This window comes from Micromonospora sp. NPDC049151 (assembly GCF_040648395.1).
Lineage (GTDB): Bacteria > Actinomycetota > Actinomycetes > Mycobacteriales > Micromonosporaceae > Micromonospora.
On sequence record NZ_JBEZDP010000012.1, the window covers coordinates 136,847 to 161,717 of the forward strand.

Below are 24,871 nucleotides of genomic sequence, written 5' to 3' on the forward strand. Positions count from 1 at the left end.
GCGGCGACCGCCGGGGACGCGACCCGGCACGGTGGCACCGTGCCGGGTCGCGCCGACGGTCAGCCGGCCGCGCAGGCCGGCGTGCCGGAGGGCGCCGTGCCGGTGCCCTGGAACCCGAACTCGGTGGTGCCACCGGCACCGACCTGGCGGTTGTAGTCCACGTTGCGGAAGGTCACCGCACCGGTGGTGCCGCTGGCCTGGGCGCTCCAGGTGTTCGTGACGGCCGAGCCCGAGGGCACGGTGAGCGACACGGCCCACCCGTTGAGCCCGCTGGAACCCGCGGTGATCCGCACGTTGGTGACGAAGCCGCCCGGCCACTGGTTGGTGGTGATCGTGGCGGTGCAGGCGCCGGTCGGCGGGGGAGTCGTCGGCGGCTCGCTGGTCGGCGGCGTGCTGGTCGGCGGCGTCGACGTGGGCGGGGTGCTGGTCGGCGGCGCGGTCGTGGGCGGCGGGGTGCCGCCCTCGTTCAGCGCGTTCAGCACCGCGGTGTACGCCTGCTTCTTGTTGCCGCTGCCGTCGAACAGCAGGGGGGTGCCGCTGGCCCGCCACGAGTCGGTGTCCCGGATGCCCCAGACCGTGATGCCGTTGCAGCGCGCCACGGCCAGGCAGTCCCGGGTCACGTTGCCGTAGGCGGTGGCCTGGCTGCTGCCCGAACCCTCGATGTCCAGCTCGGTGATCTGCACGTCGACGCCGAGCGCGGCGAAGTTCTGCAGCGTGGTGCGGTAGTTGCTCGGGTACGGCGACCCGCTGTTGAAGTGCGACTGGAGGCCGACGCAGTCGATCGGCACGCCCCGGGACTTGAAGTCGCGCACCATGTTGTAGACGGCCTGAGTCTTGGCCCAGTTCCAGTTGTCGATGTTGTAGTCGTTGTAGCAGAGCTTGGCGCCCGGGTCGGCGGCGCGGGCGGCACGGAACGCGGCCTCGATCCAGTCGCCGCCGGTCTGCTGGAGGTTCGAGTTGCGGCGGGCACCGTTGTTGCCGTCGTCGAACGCCTCGTTCACCACGTCCCAGGCGTAGATCTTGCCCCGGTAGTGGGTGGCGACCTGGGTGACGTGGTTCATCATCGCGTCGCGCAGCGCGCTGCCGGACAGGCTACCCGTCCACCCGGGCTGCTGCTGGTGCCAGAGCAGCGCGTGTCCGCGGACCCGCATGCCGTTGGCCTGGGCGTGCGCGACGAGCCGGTCGCCGTTGGTGTAGTTGAACTGGTTGCGGGACGGCTCGGTGGCGTCCCACTTCATCTCGTTCTCGGCGGTGACCATGTTGAACTCGCGGTTGAGGATGCCGACGTACGTGCCGTCGGACAACTTGTTCACCGCGACCGCCGTACCGAAGTAGCGGCCCTGTTCCGCCGCCGACGCGCCGAGCGTCGTGCCGGCGCTGGCACTTGTCGCCGCCGCTATCGTGGCGGCGACCACCGCGGCCCCCGCCATCATCGCGACCACAGCGGTTCGCGGGCGTGACCGGGCTGCCGCGCTCCCGCTGCCGCGGGCGAGCACCTTGTCCATCTGAACGCCTCTCTAGCCTGTCAATGGGATCGGCTCGCCTCGGCCACCGCCCGCCACGATGTCGGCTCCGCGCGGCCGCCCGGTGGCCGCGCCAGGTAGGGGAGTGACTCCCGCGCACATCGTGAGTGGATCGAAGCGAATCTCTGCCCGAAGCCTACCGGAAGCGTTCCGAAAAATTAATCACCTCGATGCGTCGACATCGCGGCGGGCGGCGCCGGCCGGACGGGGGGAATCCGCGGGCGGGCGCGGTGACCGGACGTGTGGGTGCCACCGGGCGCGGCTCCGGAAGTTTCGGTGGTCGCCGGTTCTGCCGCTTGAGTCGATCGCGCCACCGGGACGATGCTAGACGAATCGACCGCAGACGATGGGGAGGTCCCCGGATGCGCCGACCCGCGCTCGTCGTACTCGTCCTCACCGTGCTGCTCGCCGGCGCCCCGGCGGCCGCCCGGGCCGGCACCGCGCCGCCGCCCGTGCCCGCAGCGCTCGCCGCGATCCGCACGCCCGGCACCGCCTGGGGGCACGACCCGGCCACCGGCCGGTTGACGGTCGCCGCCGACGACACGGTACGCGGGCGCGAGCTGGCCGTGTTGCGCCGGACCGCCGCCCGGGCCGGCGCGGTGCTGCGCCACGAACCCGGGCGGCTGCGCCCGCTCATCGCCGGCGGCCAGGCCGTCTACGGCGGCGGTGGGCGCTGCTCACTGGGCGCGAACGTGCGCAGCGGCACCACCTGGTACTTCGTGACCGCCGGGCACTGCACCCGACTGGCCGCCACCTGGTACGCCGACGGCGCCGGGACGACGGTGCTGGGCAGCCGGACCGGCAGCAGCTTCCCCGGCAACGACTACGGGGTGGTCCGCTACACGGGCACCGTCGCCCACCCGAGCGCTGTCTACACCCACCCGGGGCAGGTCACCGTCACCGCCGCCGGCAGTGCGTACGTCGGGCAGGCGGTCTGCCGCAGCGGCGCCACCACGGGCGTGCGGTGCGGCTCGGTCACCGGGCTGAACGCGACTGTCAACTACGCCGAGGGCAGCGTCACCGGGCTCATCCGCACGAACATCTGCGCCGAGCCGGGCGACAGCGGCGGCCCGCTCTACGTGGCCGCGACCGGCACCGTCCTGGGCGTCCTGTCCGGTGGCAGCGGCACCTGCGTGAGCGGCGGCACCAGCTACTACCAGCCGATCCTGGAGATCCTCGCCGCGTACGGCCTGACGATCCCCTGACCCGGCGCGCGGGCGGCACAACGGACCCCGCGCCGGTCCCGTCAGCGGTCAGGCGTCGCCGGGCACTGCCATCTCGCCCAGGCGCGACCAGTCCTGCTGCGGCACCGTCACGTTGACGATCCGGGGCGTCTCGGCCAGGTGCGGCGGCAGCATGCGCTGGGCGGCCCGGAAGTGCTCCGACTGCACGTGAGCCGCGCCCGCCTCGTCGTCGCGGAACGCCTCGACCAGCACGTACTCGGTCGGGTCGTCCAGGCTGCGGGACCAGTCGAACCACAGGCAACCGGGCTCGGCCCGGGTCGCGGCGGTGAAGTCGGCGGCGATCCGTGGCCAGTTGTCGGCGTCTTCCGGGCGGACCCGGAACTTGGCGGTAATGAAGATCATGGGATCAGGCTACCCAGACCGGGCTGCCGCCGCGCCGCATCAGCTCCTGGCCGCCGGGCCGAGCAGTTCGGCCGCCCGCCGGTCGGCGAACGCGGTGACCGCCTGCTGCCCGGCGCCGAACACGATCGCCAGGCCGAGCAGCGCGGCGGTGCTGCTCACGCTGGTCTCCACCAGGCCGCCGACGACCAGCATGATCCCGACCAACGCCACCAGCGGGCCGATGGCGAGCTTCAGCAGCCCCTGCTGGAACGGCAGCTTGTAGGGCAGCCCGCCGGACCGTGCGGTGATCATCGACGGAAGCGCGCTGAGGAACGCGCCGAGCGCCCCGGCGATCAGCACGAAGGACAGCAACCGCCAGGCCGGCACGCCACCGGCGTCGCCCGGCGCCTCCAGCAGCCGCACGTCGGTGCTGCGCCACTGCACCAGCACCATCAGGACCTCTGCCACCAGCGCGAACACCGACAGCCCCAGGATCCGGTTCCGCAGCCGCCGGGCCGACTCGTGGAACTCGTCGGAGGCGGAGTGGTAGCGCGTCAGCAGCCCCTGCACCCGGGCGCGCAGCAGCGCCTCGGACATCCCGCCGGCCACCGGGTCGAGGTCGGTGAACACCTTGTCGTCCGGCGGCAGGACCTGTGCCGCCGCGCTGCGGTACGCGGGCAGCAGCCCGATCAGCTCGTCCCCGGTGCGCAGCGCCACCATGGCCCGCTCCACGGCATGAATCGTCTGCCACGCGTACTCCAGCTTGCCGCCGCGCAACCACTCGACCACGCCGCTGCGTCCGAGCACCCCCTCCACCGGCGACAGCAGCGCGCGCAGCGCCGATACCCGCTCGGGGTCGCGCTGGGACAGCGCGGTGAGCTGCTCGTACAGGTCGTCGAGCTTGGTCCGCACGCGGACCTGCCACACCGCGCGGGGAACCGGCGCGGCGGGTGGGGCCGGGTGGTCCTCCGGAGTGCCGCGGGGCCCGGGTACGGCCTGCGGCTGGGTCTCGTGTCCGATCATGTGCCCCACCTCTTTCCCCCCACCCGGCGCGGGGCGGGCGCGAGCCTGTCATCAGTATCCGCAGGTCAGCACCGTTCTCGCCAGACCACAACGGAGAGTCGTCGGGGCCGCGACGGCGTCCGGGCCGACCTGACGGACGACACCGCAGCCCTCGGGCGGTCGGTAGCCTGGGCCGGTGACCGTCTACGCCCTCGCACAGCTCACCATCCACGACCGGGCGCGCTACGACAGGTATGCCGCCGCCTTCCCGCCGGTGCTGGCCCGCTACGGCGGGAAGCTGCTGGCCGCCGACACCGCCCCCCGTGTGGTGGAGGGCGACTGGCCGCACCAGAAGGCGGTCCTGCTGTCGTTCGACAGCCGCGAGGACTTCGAGCGCTGGTCCACCTCGCCGGAGTACCGGGAGATCTCCCGCGACCGGGAGGCGGCCACCGAGGGCGTGGTGCTGCTGCTCGACGGGATCGGCCACGCCTGGCCGGCCTGACCGGGGCGGCGCTGTCCGGACCGCGCGCCGATTTCGCCACGCCGCTGGTTAGGCTGCCGGCATGGCAGATCCGTTCCGGGTACGCGTCACCGTGCGCGGCTACGAACTCGACACCCAGGGCCACCTCAACCAGGCGGTCTACCTCCAGTACGCCGAGCACGCCCGCTGGGAGTGCCTGCGCGCCTCCGGCATCGGCCAGGACCGGCTGCTCGCCGGCGGGGTCGGGCCGGTCGCGCTGGAGGTGACGGTGCGCTACCTGCGTGAGCTGCGCGGCGGCGACGAGGTCGACGTGACCTGCGAGTTCCACTGGGGCGAGGGCAAGACGTTCCGGATCGGCCAGGAGTTCACCCGCGCCGACGGCACCCCGGTCGCCTCGGTGAGCGGCGTCGGCGGCCTGCTCGACCTCACCGAGCGGCGGCTGGTGCCCGACCCGCGCGAGCGCTTCCGGGCGCTGGCCGCCGACCCCGTGCCGATGGGCCTGTAGCGCCCGGTCAGCCCGCCGCGCGCAGGTAGGCGAGCACGGCGAGCACCCGCCGGTTGGTGTCCTCGTCCGGCGGCAGGCCGAGCTTGGCCAGGATGTTGCCCACGTGCTTGCCGACCGCCGCCTCGGTGACGTGCAGCCGGGCCGCGATCGCGGTGTTGGAGTGGCCCTCGGCGATCAGCCCCAGCACCTGCCGCTCGCGCGGCGACAGCGCGGCGAGCGGGTCACGCGGGCGGCGCAGCAGGTGCCGCACCACGTCCGGGTCGACGGCGGTGCCGCCGGCCGCCACCCGGCGCAGTGTCGCGGCGAACTCCGCGACGTCGGCCACCCGGTCCTTGAGCAGGTAGCCGACCCGGTTGCCGTCGCCGCTGTCGAGCAGCGCGGCGGCGTACCCGCTCTGCACGTGCTGGCTGAGCACCACCACGGCGAGGTCCGGGCGTTCGGCGCGCAGCGCGACCGCCGCGCGCAGGCCGTCGTCGCGGTGTTGCGGCGGCATCCGGATGTCGGTGACCAGCAGGTCGGGACGGTGCGTGCGGACCGCGTCGAGCAGTTCCGGGGCGGAGCCGACGGCGGCGTCCACCGCGAAGCCGAACCGGGTCAGCAGGCCCACCAGGCCCTCCCGGAGCAGCACCTCGTCCTCGGCCAGGACGACCCGGGTCACGGACGGCACGGCAGCTCCACCCGCACGAGGGTAGGCCCACCGGGCGGGCTGGAGAGCAACAGCCGCCCGTCCACCGCCGCCACCCGGTCGGCGAGCCCGGTCAGGCCGGTGCCACGCGCCGGGTCGGCGCCGCCCCGGCCGTCGTCGCGCACCTCCACCACCAGCCGCCGGTCGTCGCGGGTCAGCCACACCTCGGCCCGCCTCGCCCCGGCGTGCCGGGCGACGTTGCCGAGCGTCTCGGAGACCACGTACCAGGCGGTGGTCTCCACCAACCCGGGCACCGGGCGGGTCAGGTCGGCGTGCACGGTGACCGGGACGACCGACCGGGTGGCCAGGTCGCCGACGGCAGCGGCCAGGCCGAGTTCGGTGAGCTGCGGCGGGCGGATGCCCTGGACGATCCCGCGCAACGTCACCATCAGCTCCTTGGCCTGCTCGTGCGCCGCCGCGAGCGGCCCCGCCGCGGGGGAGTCGTCCGGCACGTCGAGGCGGGCCAGCCCGAGCTGGAGGGTGAGGCTGGTCAGGCGCGGCTGCACGCCGTCGTGCACGTCGCGCTCGACGCGGCGGCGCTCGGCCTCGTAGGCGCTCACCAGGCGGGCCCGGGACCGGGCCACCTCGCGCAGCGCCGTCGCGCCGGGCGCGTCGTCGAGCAGCCGGCGGGCCACCTCCGCCTGGACCGCTACGAGCAGCCCGGCCAGGTAGACCAGGGCCGGGACCGCGAGCAGGCCGGCGATCGCGTACGGCACCGCCTCGGCCGGGGAGCCGACAGTCGCCCAGATCAGCACGATCCGGTCCTCGCCGCCGGCCAGCCACGGACCGGCCACCAGCGCCGCGTCCAGCAACACGAGCACACCGAACATCGCGTACGCCAGCGGCACCGCCACCCCCAGCACGGCCAGGTACGCGGCCTCCCGCCACCCGGCGGCGGTGGTGAAGCGGGCAGCGAGCCCACGCCACCTCGGCGCGGTCACCGGGCGGTCGTCGGCCACGCCGAGGCGCCACCGCTCCACCGCCGCCACCGGCGCACCGGCCAGCGGGGCCAGCGCCACCGTCAGCAGCGCCAGCACGGCCAGCACCGCCAGCGCTCTCGTGTCGACCGGCCGGCCCTGCCGCAGCGCGCCGGCCACCAGCAGCAGTGGCGCGGCGACCACGGCGGCGCCGATCGTCGCCGCGCCGGCCAGGGGCAGCGTCGTGACGGCGTACGCGAAGGCCCGCCACGGCCACGCGGACAGCAGGTAGCGGCGACCGCGCAGCGCACCGGCCAGCCCTTGATCAACGGTCATGGCTCGACGCTAGCCAGGCCGCACCCCCCGGCCCAGCCGGCTGGACCCCGCTCTGCGGGTAGGTCTGGCCCTACCCCGAACCGGCCCGCCACGCCCCGTGCGCCGGGGCGCCCCGAGGCGGTGCACTCGGCGGGTGAGAAACCGTCTCGCGGGCGCCTGCTGGCTGCTCGCCACCGCGTCGTTCCTGGCCGCCAACGTGCTCGTCGGCCTGGCCTGGGAGCAACCCCGGTTCAGCTGGGCTGAGCACAACATCAGCGACCTCGGCAACGTCACCTGCGGCGTGTGGGACACCAGCCGGCCGCGTCCGGTCTGCTCGCCGTGGCACCCGGCCATGAACGCCGTGTTCGTCGGCGCCGGGCTGCTGCTCGCGCTCGGCGCGCCGCTCGCACACCGCGCGCTGCGCCCGGGCCGCGCCGCGGCCGTCGCCGTCGTGTCGATCGTGGCCGCCGGCTTCGGGTATGTGCTGGCCGGAGCCTATCCGGCGGACGTGGACGAGAACTTTCACGTGCTGGGCGCGCTGCTGGTCTTCGCGCTCGGCAACGCGGCGTTGTTCGCCGCCGCGCTCGGCCGGTCGCCGCTGCTGCGCGAGCTGCGGGCGGTCAGCGCCCTCCTGGGCCTGCTCGGGCTCGCCGGCACCGTGCTGTTCCTGTCCCGGGTGGACACCGGCATCGGGGTGGGCGGCATGGAGCGTGTCGCCGTGTTCCCGTTGTTCGCCTGGGTGACGGCGGCCGGGCTGCGGCTGCTCGGGTTACGTCGGTCCCGGCCCCTATCCTGACCGGATGGAGCTGGCGTTCAGCGGCGAGGTGTGGTTCTGGCGCGGCCCGGCGCCGTACCACTTCGTCACGGTGCCCGACGAGCAGAGCGCGGCGATCGAGGCCGCCTCCGCGTCGGTCACCTACGGCTGGGGCATGATCCCGGTGACTGTGCGCATCGGCGGCACCGGCTGGCGGACGTCCCTGTGGCCCAAGGACGGCCGTTACGTCGTGCCGCTGCGCGTCGCCGCGCGCCGGGCCGAGGGGATCGAACTGGGCGACCGGGTCGACGTGCGGCTGACGGTGGACGTGTGAGCGGGACGGAGCTGGCCGAGGCGGGCCGGCTGCTCGCCGCCGCCCGGCGTCCGGTGGTGTTCACCGGCGCCGGCATGTCGGCCGAGAGCGGTGTGCCGACGTTCCGCGACGCGCAGACCGGCCTCTGGCAGCGGTACGACCCGCGGGAGCTGGCGACCCCCGCCGCGTTCCGCACCGACCCGGCCCTGGTCTGGGGCTGGTACGAGGCACGCCGTCACGGGGTGCGCCGGGCCCGGCCGAACCCGGGACACCTGGCCGTGGCCGCGATCCGGGCCCGGCTGCCGAAGACCGTGGTGATCACCCAGAACGTCGACGACCTGCACGAGCGCGGTGGTGTGCCGGCTCCGGTACGCCTGCACGGCAGCCTGTTCGCGCCCCGCTGTTCGGCCTGCGCCCGCCCCGCGCCGCTGCCGTCCGACCTGCCGCCACCCGCCGGCCCGCCGGTCCAGCACGCCGGGCCGGAACCGCACGCGCCGGCACCGCCGGACGGGCCGCTGACACCGCCCGCCTGCGCCGGCTGCGACGCGCCGGTGCGTCCCGGGGTGGTGTGGTTCGGCGAGGCGCTGCCGGAGGCCGCGCTGAGCGCGGCCGTCGAGGCGGCGTCCACGTGCGACCTGCTGCTGACTGTCGGCACCTCGGCGCTCGTCCATCCGGCCGCCGAGATCCCCCTCGTCGCGGCCCGCCTCGGTGTCCCGGTGGTGCAGGTGAACCCGGTGCCGACGCCGCTGGACGCGATCTGCGCGGTGAACCTGCGCGGCCCGGCCGGCGAGGTGCTGCCCGCACTGGTCCGCGCCGCCTGGCCGGACGCCATCTGACCGCCCGGCCCCGCCGCGCCTAAGGGGTGAGCGTCACGCGTCGCGCGGCGCCCGCTTCGGGAAGACGGTGTAGGCGACCGGCCAGAACACCAGCCAGGCGGCCATCACCACGGTGAGCCGGCCGGCCCAGGCCCACAGCTCGGCGGTGCGGTCGGTGTCGCCGACCACGGCTATGCCGGCGAGCAGCACGGCGCAGGCGACCGCCCAGCCGAGCATGCCCTTGCCCCACTCGCGCCACTCGTACCGGGCCCGCGCCATCCCGTACCGGGGTGCCCGGCGTGGGGGAGGGCCGCCGGCGAACCGGTGCGCGAACCGCTGGTCGGCCCAGCGCACCATGCTGTGCCCGAACGCCACCGAGAACCCGAGGTACGCGGCGGCGAGGCCGTGGGCGAACGTGGCGGTCGCGCCCCGGCGCAGGTCGATCATCGTGGCGGCCAGCAGCACGAGGTCGACCACCGGCACGGCGATCAGCAGGGCGGCGCCGAGGCGGGGCCGTCGCAGCGGGTAACGGGCGATCAATCCGGCGAGCAGCACCACCCAGAACGCCACCTCGCATCCGACGATCACTGCGACGAGCATGCGGCCCCCCTTTTTAGTACGCTGTGCGATAACCGTAACAGCGGCCGTCAACGAGGTTCCGGAGGGGCCCGTGCCCAAGATCGTCGACCACGACGCGCGCCGTGCCGAGCTGGCGCGGGCGATGTGGCGGGTCGTCTACCGCGACGGCGTCGGCGCCGCCACGGTGCGCAGCATCGCCGCCGAGGCCGGCTGGTCACCGAGCGCGCTGCGGCACTACTTCGCCACCCAGACCGAGCTGCTGCTGTTCGCCATGGAGCACGTGCAGGCCGAGGCGGCCGAGCGGATCGCCACCGGCGACCGCACCGGCAGCCCGCGTGAGGTCGCCCAGCGGATCCTGGAGCAACTGCTGCCCCTTGACCGCCAGCGCGTCCGTGAGGCCGAGGTGTGGCTGCTGCTCGCCGCGCGCGCCCAGAGCGACCCGGTCGCGCGGGCCCGGACGGCCGAGGCGGACGACGGCATCCGCCGCGCCGCCGAGTTCGCCGTCACGCTGGTCACCGGGGAGCCGGCCGCCGACCAGGACGCCGTCGCCCGGCTGCACGCCCTGCTCGACGGGCTCGCGTTGCACACGCTGCTCTACCCGGACCGGATGCCGCCCGGGCGTGCCCGGGAACTGCTCGGCGCGCACCTGGACGCGCTCGTCGCGTCCTGACCGCCTCAGTCGCCCGGCGGGCGGCCCATCGCCGCGCCCAGCTCGGCGCGACTGGCGATGCCCAGCTTGCGGTAGACCCGGGCCAGGTTGGCCTCCACCGTCTTCGGGCTGATGTAGAGCGCGTCGGCGATGAGCCGGTTGGTCTGGCCCCGCGCGGCGAGCCGGGCGACCCGCTCCTCGGTCGCGGTCAGCGCCGTCGGTGCCGGGGTGCGGGCGCCGACGCGGCCCAGCTCCGCCCGCGCCCGGTCGGCGAACGCGGACGCGCCGAGCGCGTCGAACTCGGCCACCGCCGCGTCCAGCGCCGCCCGCGCCTCCCGCCGGCGACGGACCCGCCGGTACGCGCGCCCGGCGGCGAGCAGGCAGCGGGCCCGGTCCAGCGGCAGCACCGTCTCCGGCACCGCCGCCCGGGCCTGGGCCAGCGCGTCCAGCGCGTCGCCCGGGTCCGCGCCGGTCGCCCCGGCCAGCAGCACCCGGCTGCGGGCCAGCCCGAGCGTCGTCCACGGGCGCGGCAGCCGGCGGTGGCGGCGGGCCAGCCGGTCCAGCGCGGCGTGCGCGGTCTCCAGGTCACCGGCGCCCACGCACGCCTCGATCCAGTCGGGTTCGAAGCGCTGCCCCAACGGTTCGGCGATGCCCGACCCGTCCAGGTCGGCGGCGAGCGCGCCGTACGCCGTCGCGGCGGTGGCCCACTCGCCGGAGGCCAGCGCCACCAGGCCGGTGAGCTGGTGGTGCAGCCGGCGGCTCCACGCGTCGCCGAGGTCGTCGTCGCGGCGCAACCCGCCGGCGGCGGCGCCCGCCCGCGCCAGCCGTCCCCGGTGCGCGTCGAGCATGCCGGCCAGCCAGCTCTCGCCCACCAGCCCGGTGCCCAGCTGCTCACCCAGATCCCGCGCCGCGGCGATGTGCGTGCCGGCCTCGGCGAACCGCCCGGCCAGCAGTTCCGTCTCGCCGAGGTGGGTGAGCACCTCGTGCCGCAGCGGGTCGTCGCCGCGCGCCACCGCCAGGTCCAGCATCAGGTGCAGCCGGGCCCGCGCCCGGTCGTGGTCGTCGACCGCCTTCCACCAGATCGCCGGCACCGAACCGGCCAGGTAGGACGGTTCACCCGCCTCCAGTGCCAGCGCCCGTTCCAGCAGGTCGACGGGGGCCGGGCCGCCGGCGCGTACCTCGTGGAAGAACAGCAGCAGCAGCGCGGCGGTGAGCAGCGGGCGGTGCTCGTCCCGGTCGGACAGCCGGGCGATCGCCGCGCGCGCGTGCCGGCGTGCGCTCTCCGGCTGGTCGTGGAACATGGTCAGGTGGGTGTGGATGCGCCCGGCCAGGTCCCCGTCCGGCCCGGCGGCGGCGAGCGCCTGCTCGGCCACGCGCACGGCGGTGACCAGGTCGTCGGCGCACCAGGCGACGAGCGCGCGCAACAGCAGGGCCTCGCCCCGCTCGGCGCCGGTCAGCTCGCCGGCCGCCGCCTCGGCGGCCCGGCCGGCCGCCGCGTAGTCCCCGCTGTCGATGCGGCACTGCACCGCGTCGAGGCGGCGCCGGTTCCGGTCGGCGGTCGCCGCCGGCGGGGTCAGCTCGGCCGCCCGGTCGTACCAGTCGGCGGCGAGCGCTGACGCGCCGCGCAGCCGCTGCCGGGCCGCCGCGGCGGCCAGGTCGGCGGCGACCGCGGCGTCCGGCGTGACGGTGCACCGGGACAGGTGCCGGGCCCGCTCGTCGGGGTCGGCGACCGCGGCCGCGAGCAGCGCGTGCAGGCGCCGCCGGGCGCCCGGCGGGATGCTCTCGCGCACCGCCGCCGCGTACCGGGGGTGCGCGAAGTCGATCCGGCTCGGCGCGACCACCACCAGCCCGGCGTCCTCGGCCGCGTCCAGCGCCCCGGCCGGCACGCCCGCCGCCGCCAGGTCCCGCGGCGTCGGCACGGTCAGCAGCGCGGCCAGCCGCACCGCGTCCCGGCTCGGGCCGGGCAGCGCCCGCAGCGTCTCGGCGAGCAGCAGGCGCAACGACGACGGTACGGGGAGGTCCTCGTCGTGCGCGGGCGGGCGGGGCAGCCGCAGCACCGCCCGGGCCAGTTCGATGGCGAGCAGTGGGTTGCCGTCGGCGTCGCGGGCCAGCCGGTCGGTGAGCGGGCGGCTGAGCGTGCCGCCGAGCCGGGCCGCCAGGACGCGGTGCAGGTCGGGCGGGGGGAGCGGGGGTACGTCGGCGCGTAGCAGCCGGTGCCGTCCGGCCGGGTCGTCGTCAAGCCCGAGCGGCACCGGGACCGGCGGGCTGTCCCCGGTGCGGTGGGTGGCCAGGACGGCGGGCCACCGGGTCAGCCGGCGCAGCGCGAACCGCAGCGCCCGGGCGCTCGGCAGGTCCAGCCACTGCGGGTCGTCGACCGCGAGCAGTACCCGGGGCGCGCCGGTGACCGCCGCGTCGAGCAGCGTACGGGTGGCCGCGCCCACCGCCCGCTCGTCCACCGCGCCGTCGTGCTCGCCGGTCAGCAGCACCATGTCGGCGGCGACCCGTTGCGGCGCGGGCAGCCCCGGCAGGGCGTCGGCGAGCGGGCGCAGCACGTCGGCCAGTGCCGCGTACGGCAGCGCGGTCTCCGCCTCGGTGGGCGCGGTGGACAGCACCCGCCAGCCGGCCCGCCCGGCGTGGGCGACCACCGCTCGCCACAGCGCGGTCTTGCCGATGCCGCTCGGACCGTCGAGCAGCACCGGCGTACCGGCGGTCAGGGCACGCCACACCCGCTCGACGACCGCGTCGCGGCCGACCAGTGCGGCGTCCATGGCGGGATGGTGGCACAGCCGCGCCCCCGAACCCAGCGTCGGCGCGGCCTAGCCCGGAAGCTGTCCGCATATCGAGACGGGCGGGATCACCTCCTGGTTGCGGTAGACGTCGGCGCTCCAGCTCGGCCCGCCCGCCGCCACTATCGGCGGTATCCGTGGCGCCCGGGACGGGCTGAGCAGGCTGAGGAACTTGTTGATCACCTGGACGACGGGTTCGAGGATGCGGTAGCCGATGCCGAACCGCGCCCGCACACCGAGCCCGACGCCACGGCACAGCGCGTACGGGGCGCCGAGCGCGGAACCGATCGTGGCGCCGTACGAGGTGACCAGCTCGAACCAGATCCCGGCGGTGAACAGGAACGCGCTGATCCCCATGGTGAACCGCACGCCGTGCCGGACGACCAGTCCCATCACACCCACCGGCACGCCGGTGAGCGAGTCGAGCAGGCTCACCCGGCGGGCGAAGCCCTACGTCACGCGCGAGCCCACCTGGCCGCCTGCGTAGCCGAACCCGAGCTTGCCCGCGAGCGCGTACTCGCCGGCGCCGCGGAACGTGCCCCGGCGCGCGCCGAACGCGGTGGCCACCTCGAGCGTCTGGTTCACCGTGAACGACAGCGGCAGGCCGGCGACCAGCCCGATCGGGAACGCGATGTCGACCGGGACCGGGAACGTGCGGCGGTGGTTCTGCCCGCCGTCGACGCCGGCGGTGAAGTCCACCCTGATGCCGAAGCCGCCACCGATCTCCAGTTCGGCCCGGTTCACCCGGCCGGCGCCGATGGCCAGGTGGAACGACGCGGTGGGCCGCCCGACCGTCAGTGTCACGGTGCCGGCCAGCCGGAGCCCGCCGTCGTCGTACGTGAAGTGCGTGCCGACGCCACCGGCGCAGCAGAACGTCCGTACCCGGTAGCCGTGGGCGGTGGCGCCCGCCTGCCCGCCCGGCGCGGGTGGCGGCTGCGCGGGCGTGACGGCGAGCGGACCGGAGCGGCCGAGCGTGCCACCTGCCGCCGCGACCTCCCGGGTCCACGACGGCTCACCCGCCACGTAGACGGTCGGGCGGTCGAGCGTGACGGCGTCGCCGCCGAACGTGCCGTCCCGGATCACCTCGGTCAGCGTGACCGGCCCGATCGTGACGACCAGGTCGCCGCCGTCCTCCGCCAGGTCGAGCACCCGGCCCACGCCGCGTCCGGTGAGGAACATGACGCGGCCGGGCGCGAGCCGGTCGGCGTCCCGCGCGTCCGGGTCGAGCCGCCAGGTCAGCCCGTCCGGGCTCACCGACCGCACGGTCCGGCTGCCGCCACCGACCAGCACCACGTCCGGTTGCAGCGTGACGTCCTTGCCCGGCGCCGGGGCCTGCCCGTACCGGGGCTGCTCCCCGTCGCCCGCTTCGGCCGGGCCCGGCGTGGGGCCGCCGCAGCCGGTCACCACGAGCAGCACCGCCACGCCGGCCGCGAGCAGCCGACGGCCGCGCACCGGCCGCCTCACATCCGGCCGGCGACGGTACGGGCGAGCCGTTCCAGCGGCGCCTTGTTCTCCTGCGGGTCGTTGAGCCGCACCAGCCGCACCGCGACCCACAGGTCGCCCTTGCGCAGGAAGAACGCCTCATAGGTGAGCAGCGCCTCGTCGGCCACGCCGGGCAGTTCGCGGATCTCGTGCCCGAGCTGCCGTTCGATGTCGAGGTACTTCTTGGCACCCTCGCCCACGAACGCCTCGACCTGGGCGGTCGGCCCGCTCGTCGGCCCGGTGTAGGTGCAGGACTGCCCGGCCACCACCGGTTCCTCCAGCGGCGTGCCGGCGAGGCGCTCGGCGTCGTCCTTCGACACCAGCGTGCACGCCTGCGGCGCATCGGCGGCGCCGTCCACCGGTTCGGCGCTCGGCTCGGCCGGCGCCGCCCCGGTCGGGTCCGCGACCGGCGTGCCCGCACCGGGTGCGGCGCCACCGGCAGCCGGCGGTTCGTCGCCGCCGCAGCCGGCGGACGCGGTGAACAGGATCGCGGCCAGCGCGAGCGCTGTCAGTCGGCGGGTTCGCATGGCCCCGCTCAGGCCGGGATCGCGTCGAGGGCGCGACGCAGGATCTGTTCGTTGCCGGCCGTGCCGCCGCCGAAGCTGCTGATGGTCACCGTGTACGTGCCCCTGCCGTCGATCAGCACCGCCTCGCCGCGCACGTCCTTGACCGCGAGGTAGCCCCGCTCGCCCCGGTCCAGGTCGACGACCTTCTCGTACTGCTGGCCGGCCTGCTCGTGCTGGTAGTCGTAGGTGGCCTTGCCGGCGGTGGCCGAGGCCGTGGTGACCGCCAGCTGGGCGATGCCGTCGCCGAACGAGCAGTTGCCCTCGTCGCGCAGCTTCCGGTCGACCAGTTCGGAGACCTGGGCGGCGGTGAACGGGCACGGTGGCCGGACGTCGTCCACCGCGCCCGCGTCCGGGTCGCCGCCGTCCTCGCCCGCCACGGCGCCCGCCGAGCCGCCGTCGAGCACGTCGCCGCCGGAGTCGCACCCGGCCGGCGCGAGCAGGGCGAGCAGCACCAGGGGCAGTGCCAGGCGGGCGCGGTGGAGACGGGCGGTCCGGACCGGTGTGAGCGCGTCAGTTGCCATGCCCGCGACGCTAGGCGCGACGTCACCGCCCGTAATCGGGGGTTTCCCTATGCGGTGACCTTGCCGACGGGCTCGCCCGCACCGGCGGGTGGCGCGTCCGCGCCGCCGCGCCGCCCCACCCGGATGGCGAGCCGATCCACGTAGCCGACCATGAGCGCGACGAACAACAACACGAACAGGATCAGCATGGGCAGCGGCAGGACCAGGCCCAGCGGAAGCTCGCCCCCGGCGCCGAAACTGCGATCGGCGACCATCTTCACCAGCGCGGGAGCGGTGAGGCTGTCCGGGCCCCGGCCCACCAGCGTCGCCCACAGCGGCGACTGGGCGTGCGTCAGCCAGGTCGGCAACGCGGTCACGGCCAGCATCGGCAGCGCCGGCAGCAGCAGCGTACGGACGACGCCGCCGCCGGAGCGCCACCGCTCGTGCTGGCCCCGGAACAGCAGCGTGAACGCGAACAGCGCGGGCACCGACAGCCAGGTCGGCGGCACCAGGCCGAGGAACAGGCCGAGCTGGCCGAGTTCCATGGTGCGTTCGAAACCGGCGATGGCGAGCGGGCCGATGCCGACGAACAACCACGGCGCGAACGGCACCAGCAGCAGTTCGCTGTAGCGCCCCAGCGGGCGCAGCGCGCCGATCCCGAACCCGGCCACCGCCGCGAGCGTGACCGCGACGAGTGTGGACAGCAGCGGCGGCACCCAGGTGTTGGCGAACAGGTTCGCGGTCCCGACCGCCTTGGGCAGGGGCCCGGTGTCGGCGGAGAAGTTGCGCAGCCACGGCAGCGACGCCCAGACGGTCACGCCGAGGACGACGACGAGCGCGACAGCGGTCAGCCCGACGAGCAGCGGCCGGCGGCTGGAGAAGGACTCCGCCTCCCGGACGGCCGGACGGTCCCGCCAGCCGTCGAACTCGATGCGCAGCCGGGTGGCCAGGATGAGCGCCACCGCGGCCAGCCCGAGCAGCCCGAGCAGCACCAGCAGCAGCGTCGACGTGGCCGATCCGACGCCCAGGCGCATCGTCCGGACCGAGGTCTGCGCGGCGGCGAACACCGGCGTCGCCGTGTCGTCGCCGCGCGGCCCGCCGCCGGTCAGGATCGTCGGGGCGGTGTAGGTCTGCACGGCGGCGGCGAGGACGCCCAGGCCGAGCAGCCCGCCGACGGCCAGCATGGCGGGCGCGGGCCGCTGGTCGGGGTCGCGACGGCGCAGGGCGCTGAGGTAGAGCGTCGCGGCCACCGCCACGACCACTCCGAACGTCACCTGTGCCAGCGCCGTGGCGAGGAACGTCCGGGGGGACTGCAGGTTCTGGGTGAGGGTGCCGTTCTCGATGTCCTCGGCGCGCCGGCCGAGGAACACCGCGACCGGCGCGTACGCGGCGAGCGGCAGGGCCAGCACGCCCCGGGTGACCAGGCGTGCGACCCGGCCGGCCCGGTCGGCGAGGACGGCGAGCAGCGGCGCGGCGAGCAGCGCCACCACCAGCGGGATCAGCCCGAGCAGCACCGCGAACCCGACCTGGCCGACGAACCCGTCGGTGAACACGGCCTCGTAGTTCGCCGTACCCGCCGACTCGCCCGAGCGGCGCGGCCCGTCCTGCTCGAAGCTGCGCGCCACAGTGGACAGCGTGGGCAGGACGTACGACCAGATCCAGGCGATCGCCGCCGGTACGATCAGTGCCAGCCCGATCAGGGTCCGGCCCGTACTGTTCGGCTGTGCGGGCGGGGGCACTGGCGCTGTCGCCTGCGGCGCTGCCGGCTGGCTCATCTGGGCATCCCCTCGAAGATCGACGATCACGGCCGCCGCGACGATAACCGATCCGGTCAATGCCGGCAGCGCGTCGGCCCGCTGCCCCCCGGGGGCGGATAGGGTCGCCACCGTGCGGACCAAACGGGAGCTGACCACCGCGATCCGGGAACGGCGGCGGGCGGCGCTCGTGGTCAACGCCCACTCCCGCCGTGGCCGGCGGCTCTACGACACCGTCCACTCGCGCCTGCGCGCGGCCGGGTTCACGCTGCTCGGCGCGTACCCCGTGGACCGGCCCGGCGAACTGGACCGGGTGCTCGCCGAGGCCGCCGGGCTGGGCCCGGACCTGCTTGTCACCGGCGGCGGCGACGGCACCGTCGGCGCGGCGGCCCGGCTGCTCGCCCACCGGGACGTCGCGATGGGCCTGCTGCCGCTGGGCACCACGAACAACTTCGCCCGCACCGTCGGCGTCCCCCTCGACCTGGACGCCGCGATCGGCATCCTCACCGACGGGAAGGTGATCGACGTCGACCTGGGCCTGATCGGTGACACCCGGTTCACCAACCACGTCGGGATCGGGCTGTCCGCCGACATCATGCGGGCCGCGCCGCCGCGGCTGAAACGGGTCGCCGGGCGGCTCGCGTATCCGCTGACCGGGCTGGGGCTGCTGGCCCGGCACCGGCCGCTGGCCGTGACGGTCCGCGCCGAGGGCCGTGAGCACACGTTCACCACCCACCAGGTGTACGTGGCCAACGGCGGCTTCCACGCCGGCCGCCCGATCACCGCCGACGCCACCGCCGACGACCGGCTGCTGGTCGCGTACCCGGTGGGTGGGCCGACCCGGCGCGGGCTGCTGCGCGAGACAGCGCGCAACGCGGCGGCCGGCCACCGCCGCACGCTCGGCGAGGAGCCGTTCCTGGCGGTACGCCAGCTGTGGCTGGACACCGACCGGCCGGCCCGCATCGAGGTCGACGGCGAGCCCTACGGGCGGACCCCGGTCCGCATCGGCCTGGACCCGAACGCGCTGCGGCTGATGGCCCGCCCGGACAGCCCGGATCACTGACCGGTCAGATACCTGGCGCTTTGGTCGGCGACCTCGCCGTACTCGGCCGGGAGTTGCCCGACGACCTGGGCGTAGGCGGCCGGGTCGACGGCGTCGCGCAGCACGTCGAACACCGCGGTGACCCCGTCCCGGGCGGCGTCGGCGTCCACGTCGGCGCGCCCGCTCACCCGCTCCACGAACACGTCGAGCCCGAACGGCTCGGCGTCCTCGACCGGGCCGAACGCGTACGCCCGGAGCGCCTCCGGCAGCCGGTCCGCGAGGTCGCGGGCCTCCCCGCCGTCGACGCGCTCGGCCAGCGTGGTCAACGTGGCCCGGGTGATCGCGGTGGCCTGCTCGGTGGACGCGCCGCACCGCTGGGCCACCGCGTCGATGAACTGATCATGGTCCATCTCGCCGCCTTCCTCCGCCGGGAGTGCGGGATTCCCGCCCTGGACCTCCGCAAACGGCCGGTCAGCCCTCGGGGTGCCGGCGTCGCCGAGCCCGGGTAGCGTGCAGCGCGAACCCGCAGCGAGGAGGCCCCGACAGTGCAGCCGACGACCGTGGACGTGCCCACCCCGGACGGGACGGCCGACGCCTATCTGGCCGTGCCGGAGGCCGCCGGGCCCTTCCCGCCCGTCCTGCTGTTCATGGACGCGTTCGGGCTGCGGCCCCGGGTGGCGGAGATGGCCGCCATGATCGCCGCACGCGGCTACGTGGTGCTGGCCCCCAACCTGTTCCACCGCTCCGGGCGCGCGCCGCTGGTCGACCTCGGCGCGCTCGCCGACGACAGCCGCCGGGGCGCCCTGTTCGAGCGGATCGGGCCGATGATGGCCGCGTTGACGCCGGATGCGGTGGCCCGCGACACCGCCGCCTACCTGGACTTCCTCGCCGCCCGCCCGGATGTCGCGCCGGGCCCGGCGGTGATCACCGGCTACTGCATGGGTGGCACGAACGCGCTGCGGGCGATCGAGGCGCTCCCGGACCGGATCGCCGCGGTGGCCGCGTTCCACGCCGGGCGGGTGGTCACCGACGCCCCGGACAGCCCGCACCTGGCCGTCGGCGCGGTGACCGGCGAACTGTACTTCGGGCACGCCGACGCCGACCCGTCGATGACCGCCGAGCAGATCGCCACGCTGGAGAAGACGCTGGACGCCGCCGGTGTGACCTACCGTTCCGAGGTGTACGCCGGCGCCCGCCACGGCTACACCCAGTCGGACACCCCGATGTACGACGAGCCGGCCACGCGGCGGCACTGGACGGCCCTGTTCGACCTGCTCGACCGCACGTTCGGGCGCTGACCCGCCACGGCGCCGGGAACCCGGGGGCGGCCCGCCGGACCCGCAGGCCACCGGGTGCCGACTGGCACCTGCCCGCGCCGCCGCGGCTGGCTAGCGTCGGCGTATGGACATCCGTCACGACGAGCCGGCCACGCGTTTCGCCGCGCTGAGCACCGCCCACGTCGCCGACGCCTGCCTGCGCGCCGGCGTCGCCGTCCGCTGCGCCCCGGCCGCCGTCGTCCCGGTGCTGCCCGGCCGGCGCCTGGCCGGCCCGGTGCGCCCGGCCCGGCACGCCGGCAGCGTGGACGTCTTCCTGGAGGCGATCGAGCAGGCCGCCGACGGGGACGTGCTCGTCGTCGACGACGGCGGGCGCACCGACCGGGCCTGCGTCGGTGACCTGGTGGTGCTGGAGGCGCGGGCCGCCGGCCTGGCCGGGCTGGTGGTGTGGGGCGCGCACCGCGACACCGCCGACCTGGTCGCGGTCGGCCTGCCGGTGTTCAGCCTCGGCGCCACCCCGAGCGGGCCGCTGGAACTGGACCCGCGCCCGGACGGGGCGCTGGAGCACGCCCGGGTCGGCCCGTTCACAGTCGGCCCGCGGGATCTGGCGCTGGCCGACGACGACGGCGTGCTGTTCGTACCCGCCGACCGGGCCGGGGAGCTGTTCGGCCTGGCCGAGTCCATCCGGGACACCGAGCGGCGGCAGGCCGACCGGATCCGGGCCGGGCAGTCGCTGCGCGAGCAGGTCGGGTTCGCCGCGTACCTGGCGGCCCGGACGGCCGACCCGGCGCTGACGTTCCGGGCGCACCTGCGCGCGGTGGGCGGCGCGATCGAGGAGTGACCCGGTCAGTCCGGCAGCCGGGGCGTTTCGACGCCGGGGTCGCGGCCGAGCAGCACGCCGCGGGTCAGCGCCCGTGATCCGAAGCGGTCCCGCACCGCGTCGACGGCGGCGTCCAGCGCCGGGCCGGGGTCGGCGGTGAACGGCAGGGCGAGCTGCGTGTGCCCGCCGCCGAGGTTGCCCACCGAGACGCCGAGCAGCGTGACACCACGTTCCGCGATCTGCGGCAGCGCGGCGCGCAGCAGGTCACGGGCGGCGGTCCGCAGCGGCCCGGTCTGCGCGGTCGGCTCGTCGAGCGTGTGCGACCGGGTGGCCCGGGTGTAGTCGGCGAAGCGCAGCCGCAGCGTCACGGTGCGGCCGGTGCGCCGGGCGGCGCGCATCCGCCCGGTGACCCGGTCGACCAGGCCGGCCAGCACCGCGTCCAGGTCGGCGGGGGAGTGCGGCCCGCGTCCCAGCGCGTGCTGCGCGCCCATCGACGAGCGGCGGCGGCCCACCCGCACCGCCCGGGGGTCACGGTTGTGCGCCAGGGCGTGCAGGTGCCGGCCGGCGCCCGCGCCGACCAGCGACACCACCGCCGGCGCGTCCAGCCGGGCCACCTGGCCGACGGTACGGATGCCGCGTTCGCGCAGCCGGGCGGCGGTGACCGGGCCGACGCCCCACAGCCGTTCGACAGGCAGCGGGTGCAGGAACGCCAGTTCCCGCTCCGGCTCCACCACCAGCAGCCCGTCCGGCTTGGCCACGCCGCTGGCCACCTTGGCGAGGAACTTCGTCCGGGCCACGCCGACGGTGATCGGCAGGCCTACCTCGCGGCGTACCCGCTCCCGCAGCGCGGCCGCGATGCCGGCCGGCGGCCCGGCGAGCCGCCGCAGCCCACCCACGTCGAGGAACGCCTCGTCGATGCTGAGCCCTTCGACGAGCGGGGTGGTGTGCCGGAAGATCTCGAACACGGCCCGGCTGGCGGCCGTGTACGCGGCCATCCGGGGCGGCACGACGACGGCGTCCGGGCAGAGCCGCCGCGCCTGCCGGCCGCCCATCGCGCTGCGCACGCCCCGGGCCTTGGCCTCGTAGCTGCACGCGAGCACCACGCCGCCGCCGACGATCACCGGCCGGCCGCGCAGCCGGGGGTCGTCGCGCTGCTCGACCGAGGCGTAGAACGCGTCCAGGTCGGCGTGCAGGATGGTGGCCTCGCTCGACACCTGGACATCTTCGCACAGGTGTTCGATTCGCGTGCGTAGCCTGCCCGGACACGGGAGGACGGCCGGCGGGAGCTCCCGCCGGCCGTCCGCATGACGTCACCGTCCGTAGACCTCGAACTCGTAGAGCGAGAAGCCGTACGAGGTGGCCCGCGTGACGCCGTACATCCGCACGTAGCGGGCGCTGACCGGGGCGAACGTCACGTTGTCGACGCCGCCGTTGCCGGTGGTGGTGCTGAACACCGGCTGCCAGGAGTTGCCGTCACCGGAGACCTCGATCCGGTAGCCGGTGGCGTAGGCGGCCTCCCACCGCAGCACCGCCCGGCTGATCGTGCGGGCCGAGCCGAGGTCCACCCGCAGCCACTGGTTGTCGTTGTAGCTGCTGGCCCACCGGGTGCCGAGGCTGCCGTCGACCGCCTTCGCCGGGGTGTTGCTGGTCAGGAACTGCGTGCTGGACGCGGTGGCGGTACGGCCCTGCGCCAGGTTGGTCACCGCGTCGCCCCGGCGCGCCGGGAACGAGACGACCTGCTGGTAGGTGGGCCGGTTCTGCCAGGCGATCAGCGGGTGGGTGATGCCGCCGAGCCCGGACTGGGCGATCGAGTCGGCGCACCACTGGTCGCCCGCCCCGCAGGACGAGTCGCCCGGGTAGACGGTGGTCGCCGGCGCCGCCGTGGCCTGGCCGAGCGTGTCGAGCAGCGCCTGCCGGCACGCGCCCAGGTTGCCGTTGCCGCAGTATGTGCGCCCGAGCCCACCGGCCACCGGGTCGCCGAGCACGGCACGCAGGTCCTTGTCGACGTAGCCCCACCAGCCGTACTGGAACGACGAGCCCTTGTGCGCCTGGCCCTGCGCCGCCCAGTTCACGGTGCCGTCGCGGGCGCCGTTCTGGCCGCCCGAGGGCGACTCGTTGACCTGGAGGGCGCCGACGAGCGCGCCGTACAGGTCGGGGCCGAGGCCGGGGCGGAACTGGGCCGAGGCCAGCAGCGGCCACCAGGCGTCGAAGATCCGGATGGCGTCGGCGTGCTGGTAGACCTTCGAGCCGGGTGACGTCTCCACCCGCCGCGACCCGGCCTGCTGCCAGGCCCGCAGCTTGCTCACCGCGGCGGCGAGCGCCGGGTCGGTGACCGGCGTGCTGTCGAGCACCCGCAGCAGTTCGCCGAGGACCTGCTGGCCGCGCAGGTCGGTCACCGCCGCCTCGGCGGTGATCCGGACGATGTCGGCGCGGCCGACCTTGCGCTGGGCGATGGCCGCGCGCACCGGACCGTCGAGCAGCTGTCCCCGGTGCACGGCGCCGTAGCTGAAGTTGCCGTCGGCCGCGCCGAAGTCGCGCGCCTGCTTGTTGTTCCAGCTGACGTAGTAGTCCTGGTTGACCGACTGCGGGTGGGTCGACGCCGGGGCGTACGTGGCGTCGTTGGTGTCCGGGTTCCAGCCGGCCCACTCGTACGCCGGCTCCGCCTTCGCGGGCAGGTTCGGGTCGAGCCCGGACGGGCGGACCGGGTTGGAGCCGGAGTTGTAGTACGCCGCCTCTGTCGAGTTGACGTAGAACCAGTTGAACGCGTACCCGACGCTGGCCGCGGACGCCTGGAACGCCGCCGCGCTGCCCATCGCCGCCGGGTCGTTGTACGCCTGGAAGCCGATCGCCGAGTCGGCCTCGTGCCGGTAGGTGGAGCGCAGCTTGGTGAACGCGGTGGGCTGCCCGTTCACCAGCCCACGGTAGGCCACCAGCCCGTACTTGGTGCGCAGCGAGCGCAGCGTGTACGCGCCGGCCGGGGTGGAGTCGGCGAGCGTCGGCGACCAGGAGTTGCGCTTCTCCAGCACCTCCATCGCGACGCACTGGCCGCGGTAGAGGTAGCGGTTGGAGCGCAGCGTCGGCGCGCTGCCGTCGGTGGTGCACAGCGGCACCGCGTACGTGTCGGTCAGGTCCTGGGAGGCGGAGGTGGCGCTCCACGCGTAGTCCTGGCCGCGGCCGAGCAGCACGTAGAGGTTCAGCCCGGCGAACGCGGCGCCGCGCGCGCTGATCCCCGGCCCCTGGAGTTCCTGGAGCATGAGCAGTTGCGGCGCGAAGTAGCCGGTCTGCGGGCCGAACACGGCCACCGGGTTGCCGGTGGTGGTGTGCCGGCCGGAGACCACTACCGCGTTGGACATGCCGTGTGCCCGCAGGTTGGACAGGCCACCGACCAGGTCCTTGGTGGCGGCGCTGCTGCCGGTGCGGGCGGCGGCCCCGCCGGTGGCGTCGTACGCGAGCGGCTCGGCGACCACCGTGCCGGCGTCGGGCAGCACCGCGCTGGTGGCGCCGGGCGGCGTCGCGCCGTACGGGAAGCTCTGCCCGTCGTGCAGCGTCAGCACGGTCTCCGGGTCGTTCTGCGAGCGGAACGCCGCCCAGACCCGGTCGCCCTCGGTGGGCCCGTACTTGGCGCGGGCGGCCACCCGGACCAGCGCGGACTGCATCTCGCTGCCGCCGCCCCCGCCGAACAGCCCGCCGATGACACCGGCGGTGGCGATCAGGTCGGTCATGGTGAAGTGCTTCGGCTTCCCGGCGCCGGTGAGCACGTACTCGCCGGGGTAGTTGTCGTCGGCGATCGACTTGTCGATGTAGGCGTTGATGCCGGCGATGTAGTCGACCACGTCGGTGTAGAGCTGCTGGCCCCGGGTGCCCTTGAGGCGCAGCGCGTCCACCTGGGCCTGGAGGTCCGCCTCGGTGTAGGGCGAGTTGGCCCAGACGCTCTGCTCCAGTTCCCGGTTGCCGGGGGCGCCGCCGGCGAACGAGCTGACGTTGCCGCGGCCGACGTGCCGCAGCAGGTCCATCACCCAGAGCCGGTCCTGGGCGCCGGCGTACCCGGCGCCGAACATGGTGCCGGAGCGGGTGGTGCCGGTGACGTGCGGGACGCCGGTGGCCTTGTCCCGCACGATGGTGACGTCCGAGCGCGGCGAGATCGTGCTCTCGACCTGCCCGTCGGGGACGCCGAACGAGGCGTCGTTGTAGAAGTGGGCGATCTGCTCGTCGGTCAGCCCGGCGTAGTTGTAGACCAGGTTGGCGTACTCGTCGAGCTGGTCGCTTGAGTGCGCGGGGCGGGTGCCGAGCGCCTGGTGGGCCAGGATGCCGGCGAGCGTGGCGTTGCCGTTCTGCCCGGGGGGCAGGATGTCGGCGCACTGGCCGAGGCAGTAGTCGTCGGGGGTGAACGTGGTGGCGGCGAGCGCCGGTGACGGCGGGGTGACCGTCAGGACGCTCGCGGTGAGGGCGGCGGCGGTGAGCGCCGCGAGGCGGGCACGGATGGCGGGTCGTGGCATGGCGATCCTCCGGGGACGCGGAGTCGGGCCGTTCGGTACGCCCGGCTG

General features: G+C 75.3%; 25 protein-coding genes. 10 read left to right on the top strand and 15 right to left on the bottom strand.

Going from position 1 to position 24,871, the window contains the following annotated elements; translation table 11 throughout:
* Positions 1-59 precede the first annotated feature (59 nt).
* On the bottom strand, positions 60-1,505 hold the full coding sequence (locus AB0B20_RS16425) for an endo-1,4-beta-xylanase (protein ID WP_357390908.1): 1,446 nt from the start codon (positions 1,503-1,505) through the stop codon (positions 60-62).
* 380 nt (positions 1,506-1,885) lie between these two features.
* Between AB0B20_RS16425 and AB0B20_RS16430 the strand changes: the two genes are divergently transcribed.
* Positions 1,886-2,728, top strand: a complete 843-nt coding sequence (locus tag AB0B20_RS16430; protein ID WP_357390905.1) for a S1 family peptidase — start codon at positions 1,886-1,888, stop codon at positions 2,726-2,728.
* Between the two features lie 48 nt (positions 2,729-2,776).
* Here AB0B20_RS16430 and AB0B20_RS16435 read toward each other — a convergent pair whose 3' ends face one another.
* Entirely contained in the window at positions 2,777-3,109 is a 333-nt protein-coding gene (locus AB0B20_RS16435; protein WP_357390903.1) for a putative quinol monooxygenase, read from the bottom strand.
* A gap of 39 nt (positions 3,110-3,148) precedes the next feature.
* A complete protein-coding gene (locus tag AB0B20_RS16440) occupies positions 3,149-4,111 on the bottom strand; it encodes a hypothetical protein (protein ID WP_357471456.1) in 963 nt (320 codons plus the stop codon).
* 175 nt (positions 4,112-4,286) lie between these two features.
* Between AB0B20_RS16440 and AB0B20_RS16445 the strand changes: the two genes are divergently transcribed.
* Together AB0B20_RS16445 and AB0B20_RS16450 are read left to right on the top strand one after the other, a co-directional pair.
* Positions 4,287-4,592 carry a DUF1330 domain-containing protein gene (locus AB0B20_RS16445; RefSeq protein WP_128138258.1) on the top strand — a complete coding sequence of 102 codons (306 nt, stop codon included), beginning with the start codon at positions 4,287-4,289 and terminating at the stop codon, positions 4,590-4,592.
* Positions 4,593-4,653: 61 nt separating this feature from the next.
* The gene (locus AB0B20_RS16450; RefSeq protein WP_357471459.1) at positions 4,654-5,076 is read left to right on the top strand and encodes a thioesterase family protein; all 423 of its coding nucleotides are present in this window, start codon (positions 4,654-4,656) and stop codon (positions 5,074-5,076) included.
* A gap of 7 nt (positions 5,077-5,083) precedes the next feature.
* On the opposite strand, the gene AB0B20_RS16455 is transcribed toward AB0B20_RS16450, so the two are convergent.
* Positions 5,084-5,743 carry a response regulator transcription factor gene (locus AB0B20_RS16455; RefSeq protein WP_357390896.1) on the bottom strand — a complete coding sequence of 220 codons (660 nt, stop codon included), beginning with the start codon at positions 5,741-5,743 and terminating at the stop codon, positions 5,084-5,086.
* Positions 5,731-7,014, bottom strand: a complete 1,284-nt coding sequence (locus AB0B20_RS16460) for a histidine kinase (protein ID WP_357390894.1) — start codon at positions 7,012-7,014, stop codon at positions 5,731-5,733. The genes AB0B20_RS16455 and AB0B20_RS16460 overlap by 13 nt, the downstream gene beginning before the upstream one ends.
* 133 nt (positions 7,015-7,147) lie before the next feature.
* Here AB0B20_RS16460 and AB0B20_RS16465 point away from each other — a divergent pair, with 133 nt between their 5' ends.
* Genes AB0B20_RS16465 through AB0B20_RS16475 form a run of 3 tightly spaced genes read left to right on the top strand, consistent with a single transcriptional unit; the run spans position 7,148 to position 8,896 of the window.
* Positions 7,148-7,789, top strand: coding sequence for a DUF998 domain-containing protein (locus AB0B20_RS16465; RefSeq protein WP_357390892.1), 642 nt, complete (start codon positions 7,148-7,150; stop codon positions 7,787-7,789).
* A gap of 4 nt (positions 7,790-7,793) precedes the next feature.
* Entirely contained in the window at positions 7,794-8,081 is a 288-nt protein-coding gene (locus AB0B20_RS16470; protein WP_013286479.1) for a DUF1905 domain-containing protein, read from the top strand.
* The gene (locus tag AB0B20_RS16475) at positions 8,078-8,896 is read left to right on the top strand and encodes a Sir2 family NAD-dependent protein deacetylase (RefSeq protein WP_357471462.1); all 819 of its coding nucleotides are present in this window, start codon (positions 8,078-8,080) and stop codon (positions 8,894-8,896) included. Before AB0B20_RS16470 ends, AB0B20_RS16475 begins: the two co-directional genes overlap by 4 nt.
* Positions 8,897-8,929: 33 nt before the next feature.
* Here AB0B20_RS16475 and AB0B20_RS16480 read toward each other — a convergent pair whose 3' ends face one another.
* On the bottom strand, positions 8,930-9,475 hold the full coding sequence (locus AB0B20_RS16480) for a hypothetical protein (protein WP_357390888.1): 546 nt from the start codon (positions 9,473-9,475) through the stop codon (positions 8,930-8,932).
* 70 nt (positions 9,476-9,545) lie between these two features.
* On the opposite strand from AB0B20_RS16480, the gene AB0B20_RS16485 reads away from it, so the two are divergent.
* Complete coding sequence (locus AB0B20_RS16485; RefSeq protein ID WP_357471466.1) at positions 9,546-10,124, top strand: TetR family transcriptional regulator C-terminal domain-containing protein; 579 nt, start codon at positions 9,546-9,548, stop codon at positions 10,122-10,124.
* A 5-nt stretch (positions 10,125-10,129) separates the two neighbouring features.
* Here AB0B20_RS16485 and AB0B20_RS16490 read toward each other — a convergent pair whose 3' ends face one another.
* Genes AB0B20_RS16490 through AB0B20_RS16515 form a run of 6 tightly spaced genes read right to left on the bottom strand, consistent with a single transcriptional unit; the run spans position 10,130 to position 17,212 of the window.
* Entirely contained in the window at positions 10,130-12,871 is a 2,742-nt protein-coding gene (locus tag AB0B20_RS16490; RefSeq protein ID WP_357471471.1) for a LuxR family transcriptional regulator, read from the bottom strand.
* Positions 12,872-12,919: 48 nt separating this feature from the next.
* The gene (locus AB0B20_RS16495; RefSeq protein WP_357471474.1) at positions 12,920-13,324 is read right to left on the bottom strand and encodes a hypothetical protein; all 405 of its coding nucleotides are present in this window, start codon (positions 13,322-13,324) and stop codon (positions 12,920-12,922) included.
* A gap of 15 nt (positions 13,325-13,339) precedes the next feature.
* On the bottom strand, positions 13,340-14,341 hold the full coding sequence (locus AB0B20_RS16500; RefSeq protein ID WP_357471477.1) for a hypothetical protein: 1,002 nt from the start codon (positions 14,339-14,341) through the stop codon (positions 13,340-13,342).
* Positions 14,342-14,349: 8 nt separating this feature from the next.
* Positions 14,350-14,898: a hypothetical protein gene (locus AB0B20_RS16505; RefSeq protein WP_357471480.1), complete on the bottom strand. Its 549-nt coding sequence runs from the start codon at positions 14,896-14,898 to the stop codon at positions 14,350-14,352.
* Between the two features lie 8 nt (positions 14,899-14,906).
* Positions 14,907-15,458 (bottom strand): hypothetical protein, encoded by a 552-nt coding sequence (locus AB0B20_RS16510; RefSeq protein ID WP_357471483.1) that lies wholly within the window; start codon positions 15,456-15,458, stop codon positions 14,907-14,909.
* Positions 15,459-15,505: 47 nt separating this feature from the next.
* On the bottom strand, positions 15,506-17,212 hold the full coding sequence (locus AB0B20_RS16515) for a sugar ABC transporter permease (RefSeq protein ID WP_357471486.1): 1,707 nt from the start codon (positions 17,210-17,212) through the stop codon (positions 15,506-15,508).
* Between the two features lie 112 nt (positions 17,213-17,324).
* On the opposite strand from AB0B20_RS16515, the gene AB0B20_RS16520 reads away from it, so the two are divergent.
* Positions 17,325-18,254: a diacylglycerol kinase family protein gene (locus tag AB0B20_RS16520; protein ID WP_357471489.1), complete on the top strand. Its 930-nt coding sequence runs from the start codon at positions 17,325-17,327 to the stop codon at positions 18,252-18,254.
* Here AB0B20_RS16520 and AB0B20_RS16525 read toward each other — a convergent pair.
* Positions 18,248-18,643, bottom strand: coding sequence for a DUF2267 domain-containing protein (locus AB0B20_RS16525; RefSeq protein WP_357471492.1), 396 nt, complete (start codon positions 18,641-18,643; stop codon positions 18,248-18,250). The genes AB0B20_RS16520 and AB0B20_RS16525 overlap by 7 nt on opposite strands.
* Before the next feature lie 135 nt (positions 18,644-18,778).
* On the opposite strand from AB0B20_RS16525, the gene AB0B20_RS16530 reads away from it, so the two are divergent.
* Both AB0B20_RS16530 and AB0B20_RS16535 read left to right on the top strand, forming a co-directional pair.
* The gene (locus AB0B20_RS16530; protein ID WP_357471496.1) at positions 18,779-19,531 is read left to right on the top strand and encodes a dienelactone hydrolase family protein; all 753 of its coding nucleotides are present in this window, start codon (positions 18,779-18,781) and stop codon (positions 19,529-19,531) included.
* A 103-nt stretch (positions 19,532-19,634) separates the two neighbouring features.
* Positions 19,635-20,348: an RraA family protein gene (locus AB0B20_RS16535; protein WP_357471499.1), complete on the top strand. Its 714-nt coding sequence runs from the start codon at positions 19,635-19,637 to the stop codon at positions 20,346-20,348.
* Positions 20,349-20,353: 5 nt separating this feature from the next.
* Here AB0B20_RS16535 and dinB read toward each other — a convergent pair whose 3' ends face one another.
* Both dinB and AB0B20_RS16545 read right to left on the bottom strand, forming a co-directional pair.
* Positions 20,354-21,541: a DNA polymerase IV gene (gene dinB / locus AB0B20_RS16540; protein WP_357471502.1), complete on the bottom strand. Its 1,188-nt coding sequence runs from the start codon at positions 21,539-21,541 to the stop codon at positions 20,354-20,356.
* Between the two features lie 96 nt (positions 21,542-21,637).
* A complete protein-coding gene (locus AB0B20_RS16545; RefSeq protein WP_357471505.1) occupies positions 21,638-24,823 on the bottom strand; it encodes a penicillin acylase family protein in 3,186 nt (1,061 codons plus the stop codon).
* Between the last annotated feature and the right edge of the window lie 48 nt (positions 24,824-24,871).

Coding starts and splice junctions, on each gene's coding strand:
- AB0B20_RS16430 (WP_357390905.1), top strand. CDS start 1,886: ATGCGCCGACCCGCGCTCGTCGTACTCGTCCTCACCGTGCTGCTCGCC.
- AB0B20_RS16535 (WP_357471499.1), top strand. CDS start 19,635: ATGGACATCCGTCACGACGAGCCGGCCACGCGTTTCGCCGCGCTGAGC.
- AB0B20_RS16490 (WP_357471471.1), bottom strand. CDS start 12,871: ATGGACGCCGCACTGGTCGGCCGCGACGCGGTCGTCGAGCGGGTGTGG.
- AB0B20_RS16525 (WP_357471492.1), bottom strand. CDS start 18,643: ATGGACCATGATCAGTTCATCGACGCGGTGGCCCAGCGGTGCGGCGCG.
- AB0B20_RS16450 (WP_357471459.1), top strand. CDS start 4,654: ATGGCAGATCCGTTCCGGGTACGCGTCACCGTGCGCGGCTACGAACTC.
- AB0B20_RS16480 (WP_357390888.1), bottom strand. CDS start 9,475: ATGCTCGTCGCAGTGATCGTCGGATGCGAGGTGGCGTTCTGGGTGGTG.
- AB0B20_RS16545 (WP_357471505.1), bottom strand. CDS start 24,823: ATGCCACGACCCGCCATCCGTGCCCGCCTCGCGGCGCTCACCGCCGCC.
- AB0B20_RS16460 (WP_357390894.1), bottom strand. CDS start 7,014: ATGACCGTTGATCAAGGGCTGGCCGGTGCGCTGCGCGGTCGCCGCTAC.
- AB0B20_RS16425 (WP_357390908.1), bottom strand. CDS start 1,505: ATGGACAAGGTGCTCGCCCGCGGCAGCGGGAGCGCGGCAGCCCGGTCA.
- AB0B20_RS16505 (WP_357471480.1), bottom strand. CDS start 14,898: ATGCGAACCCGCCGACTGACAGCGCTCGCGCTGGCCGCGATCCTGTTC.
- AB0B20_RS16440 (WP_357471456.1), bottom strand. CDS start 4,111: ATGATCGGACACGAGACCCAGCCGCAGGCCGTACCCGGGCCCCGCGGC.
- AB0B20_RS16510 (WP_357471483.1), bottom strand. CDS start 15,458: ATGGCAACTGACGCGCTCACACCGGTCCGGACCGCCCGTCTCCACCGC.
- AB0B20_RS16515 (WP_357471486.1), bottom strand. CDS start 17,212: ATGAGCCAGCCGGCAGCGCCGCAGGCGACAGCGCCAGTGCCCCCGCCC.
- AB0B20_RS16435 (WP_357390903.1), bottom strand. CDS start 3,109: ATGATCTTCATTACCGCCAAGTTCCGGGTCCGCCCGGAAGACGCCGAC.
- AB0B20_RS16470 (WP_013286479.1), top strand. CDS start 7,794: ATGGAGCTGGCGTTCAGCGGCGAGGTGTGGTTCTGGCGCGGCCCGGCG.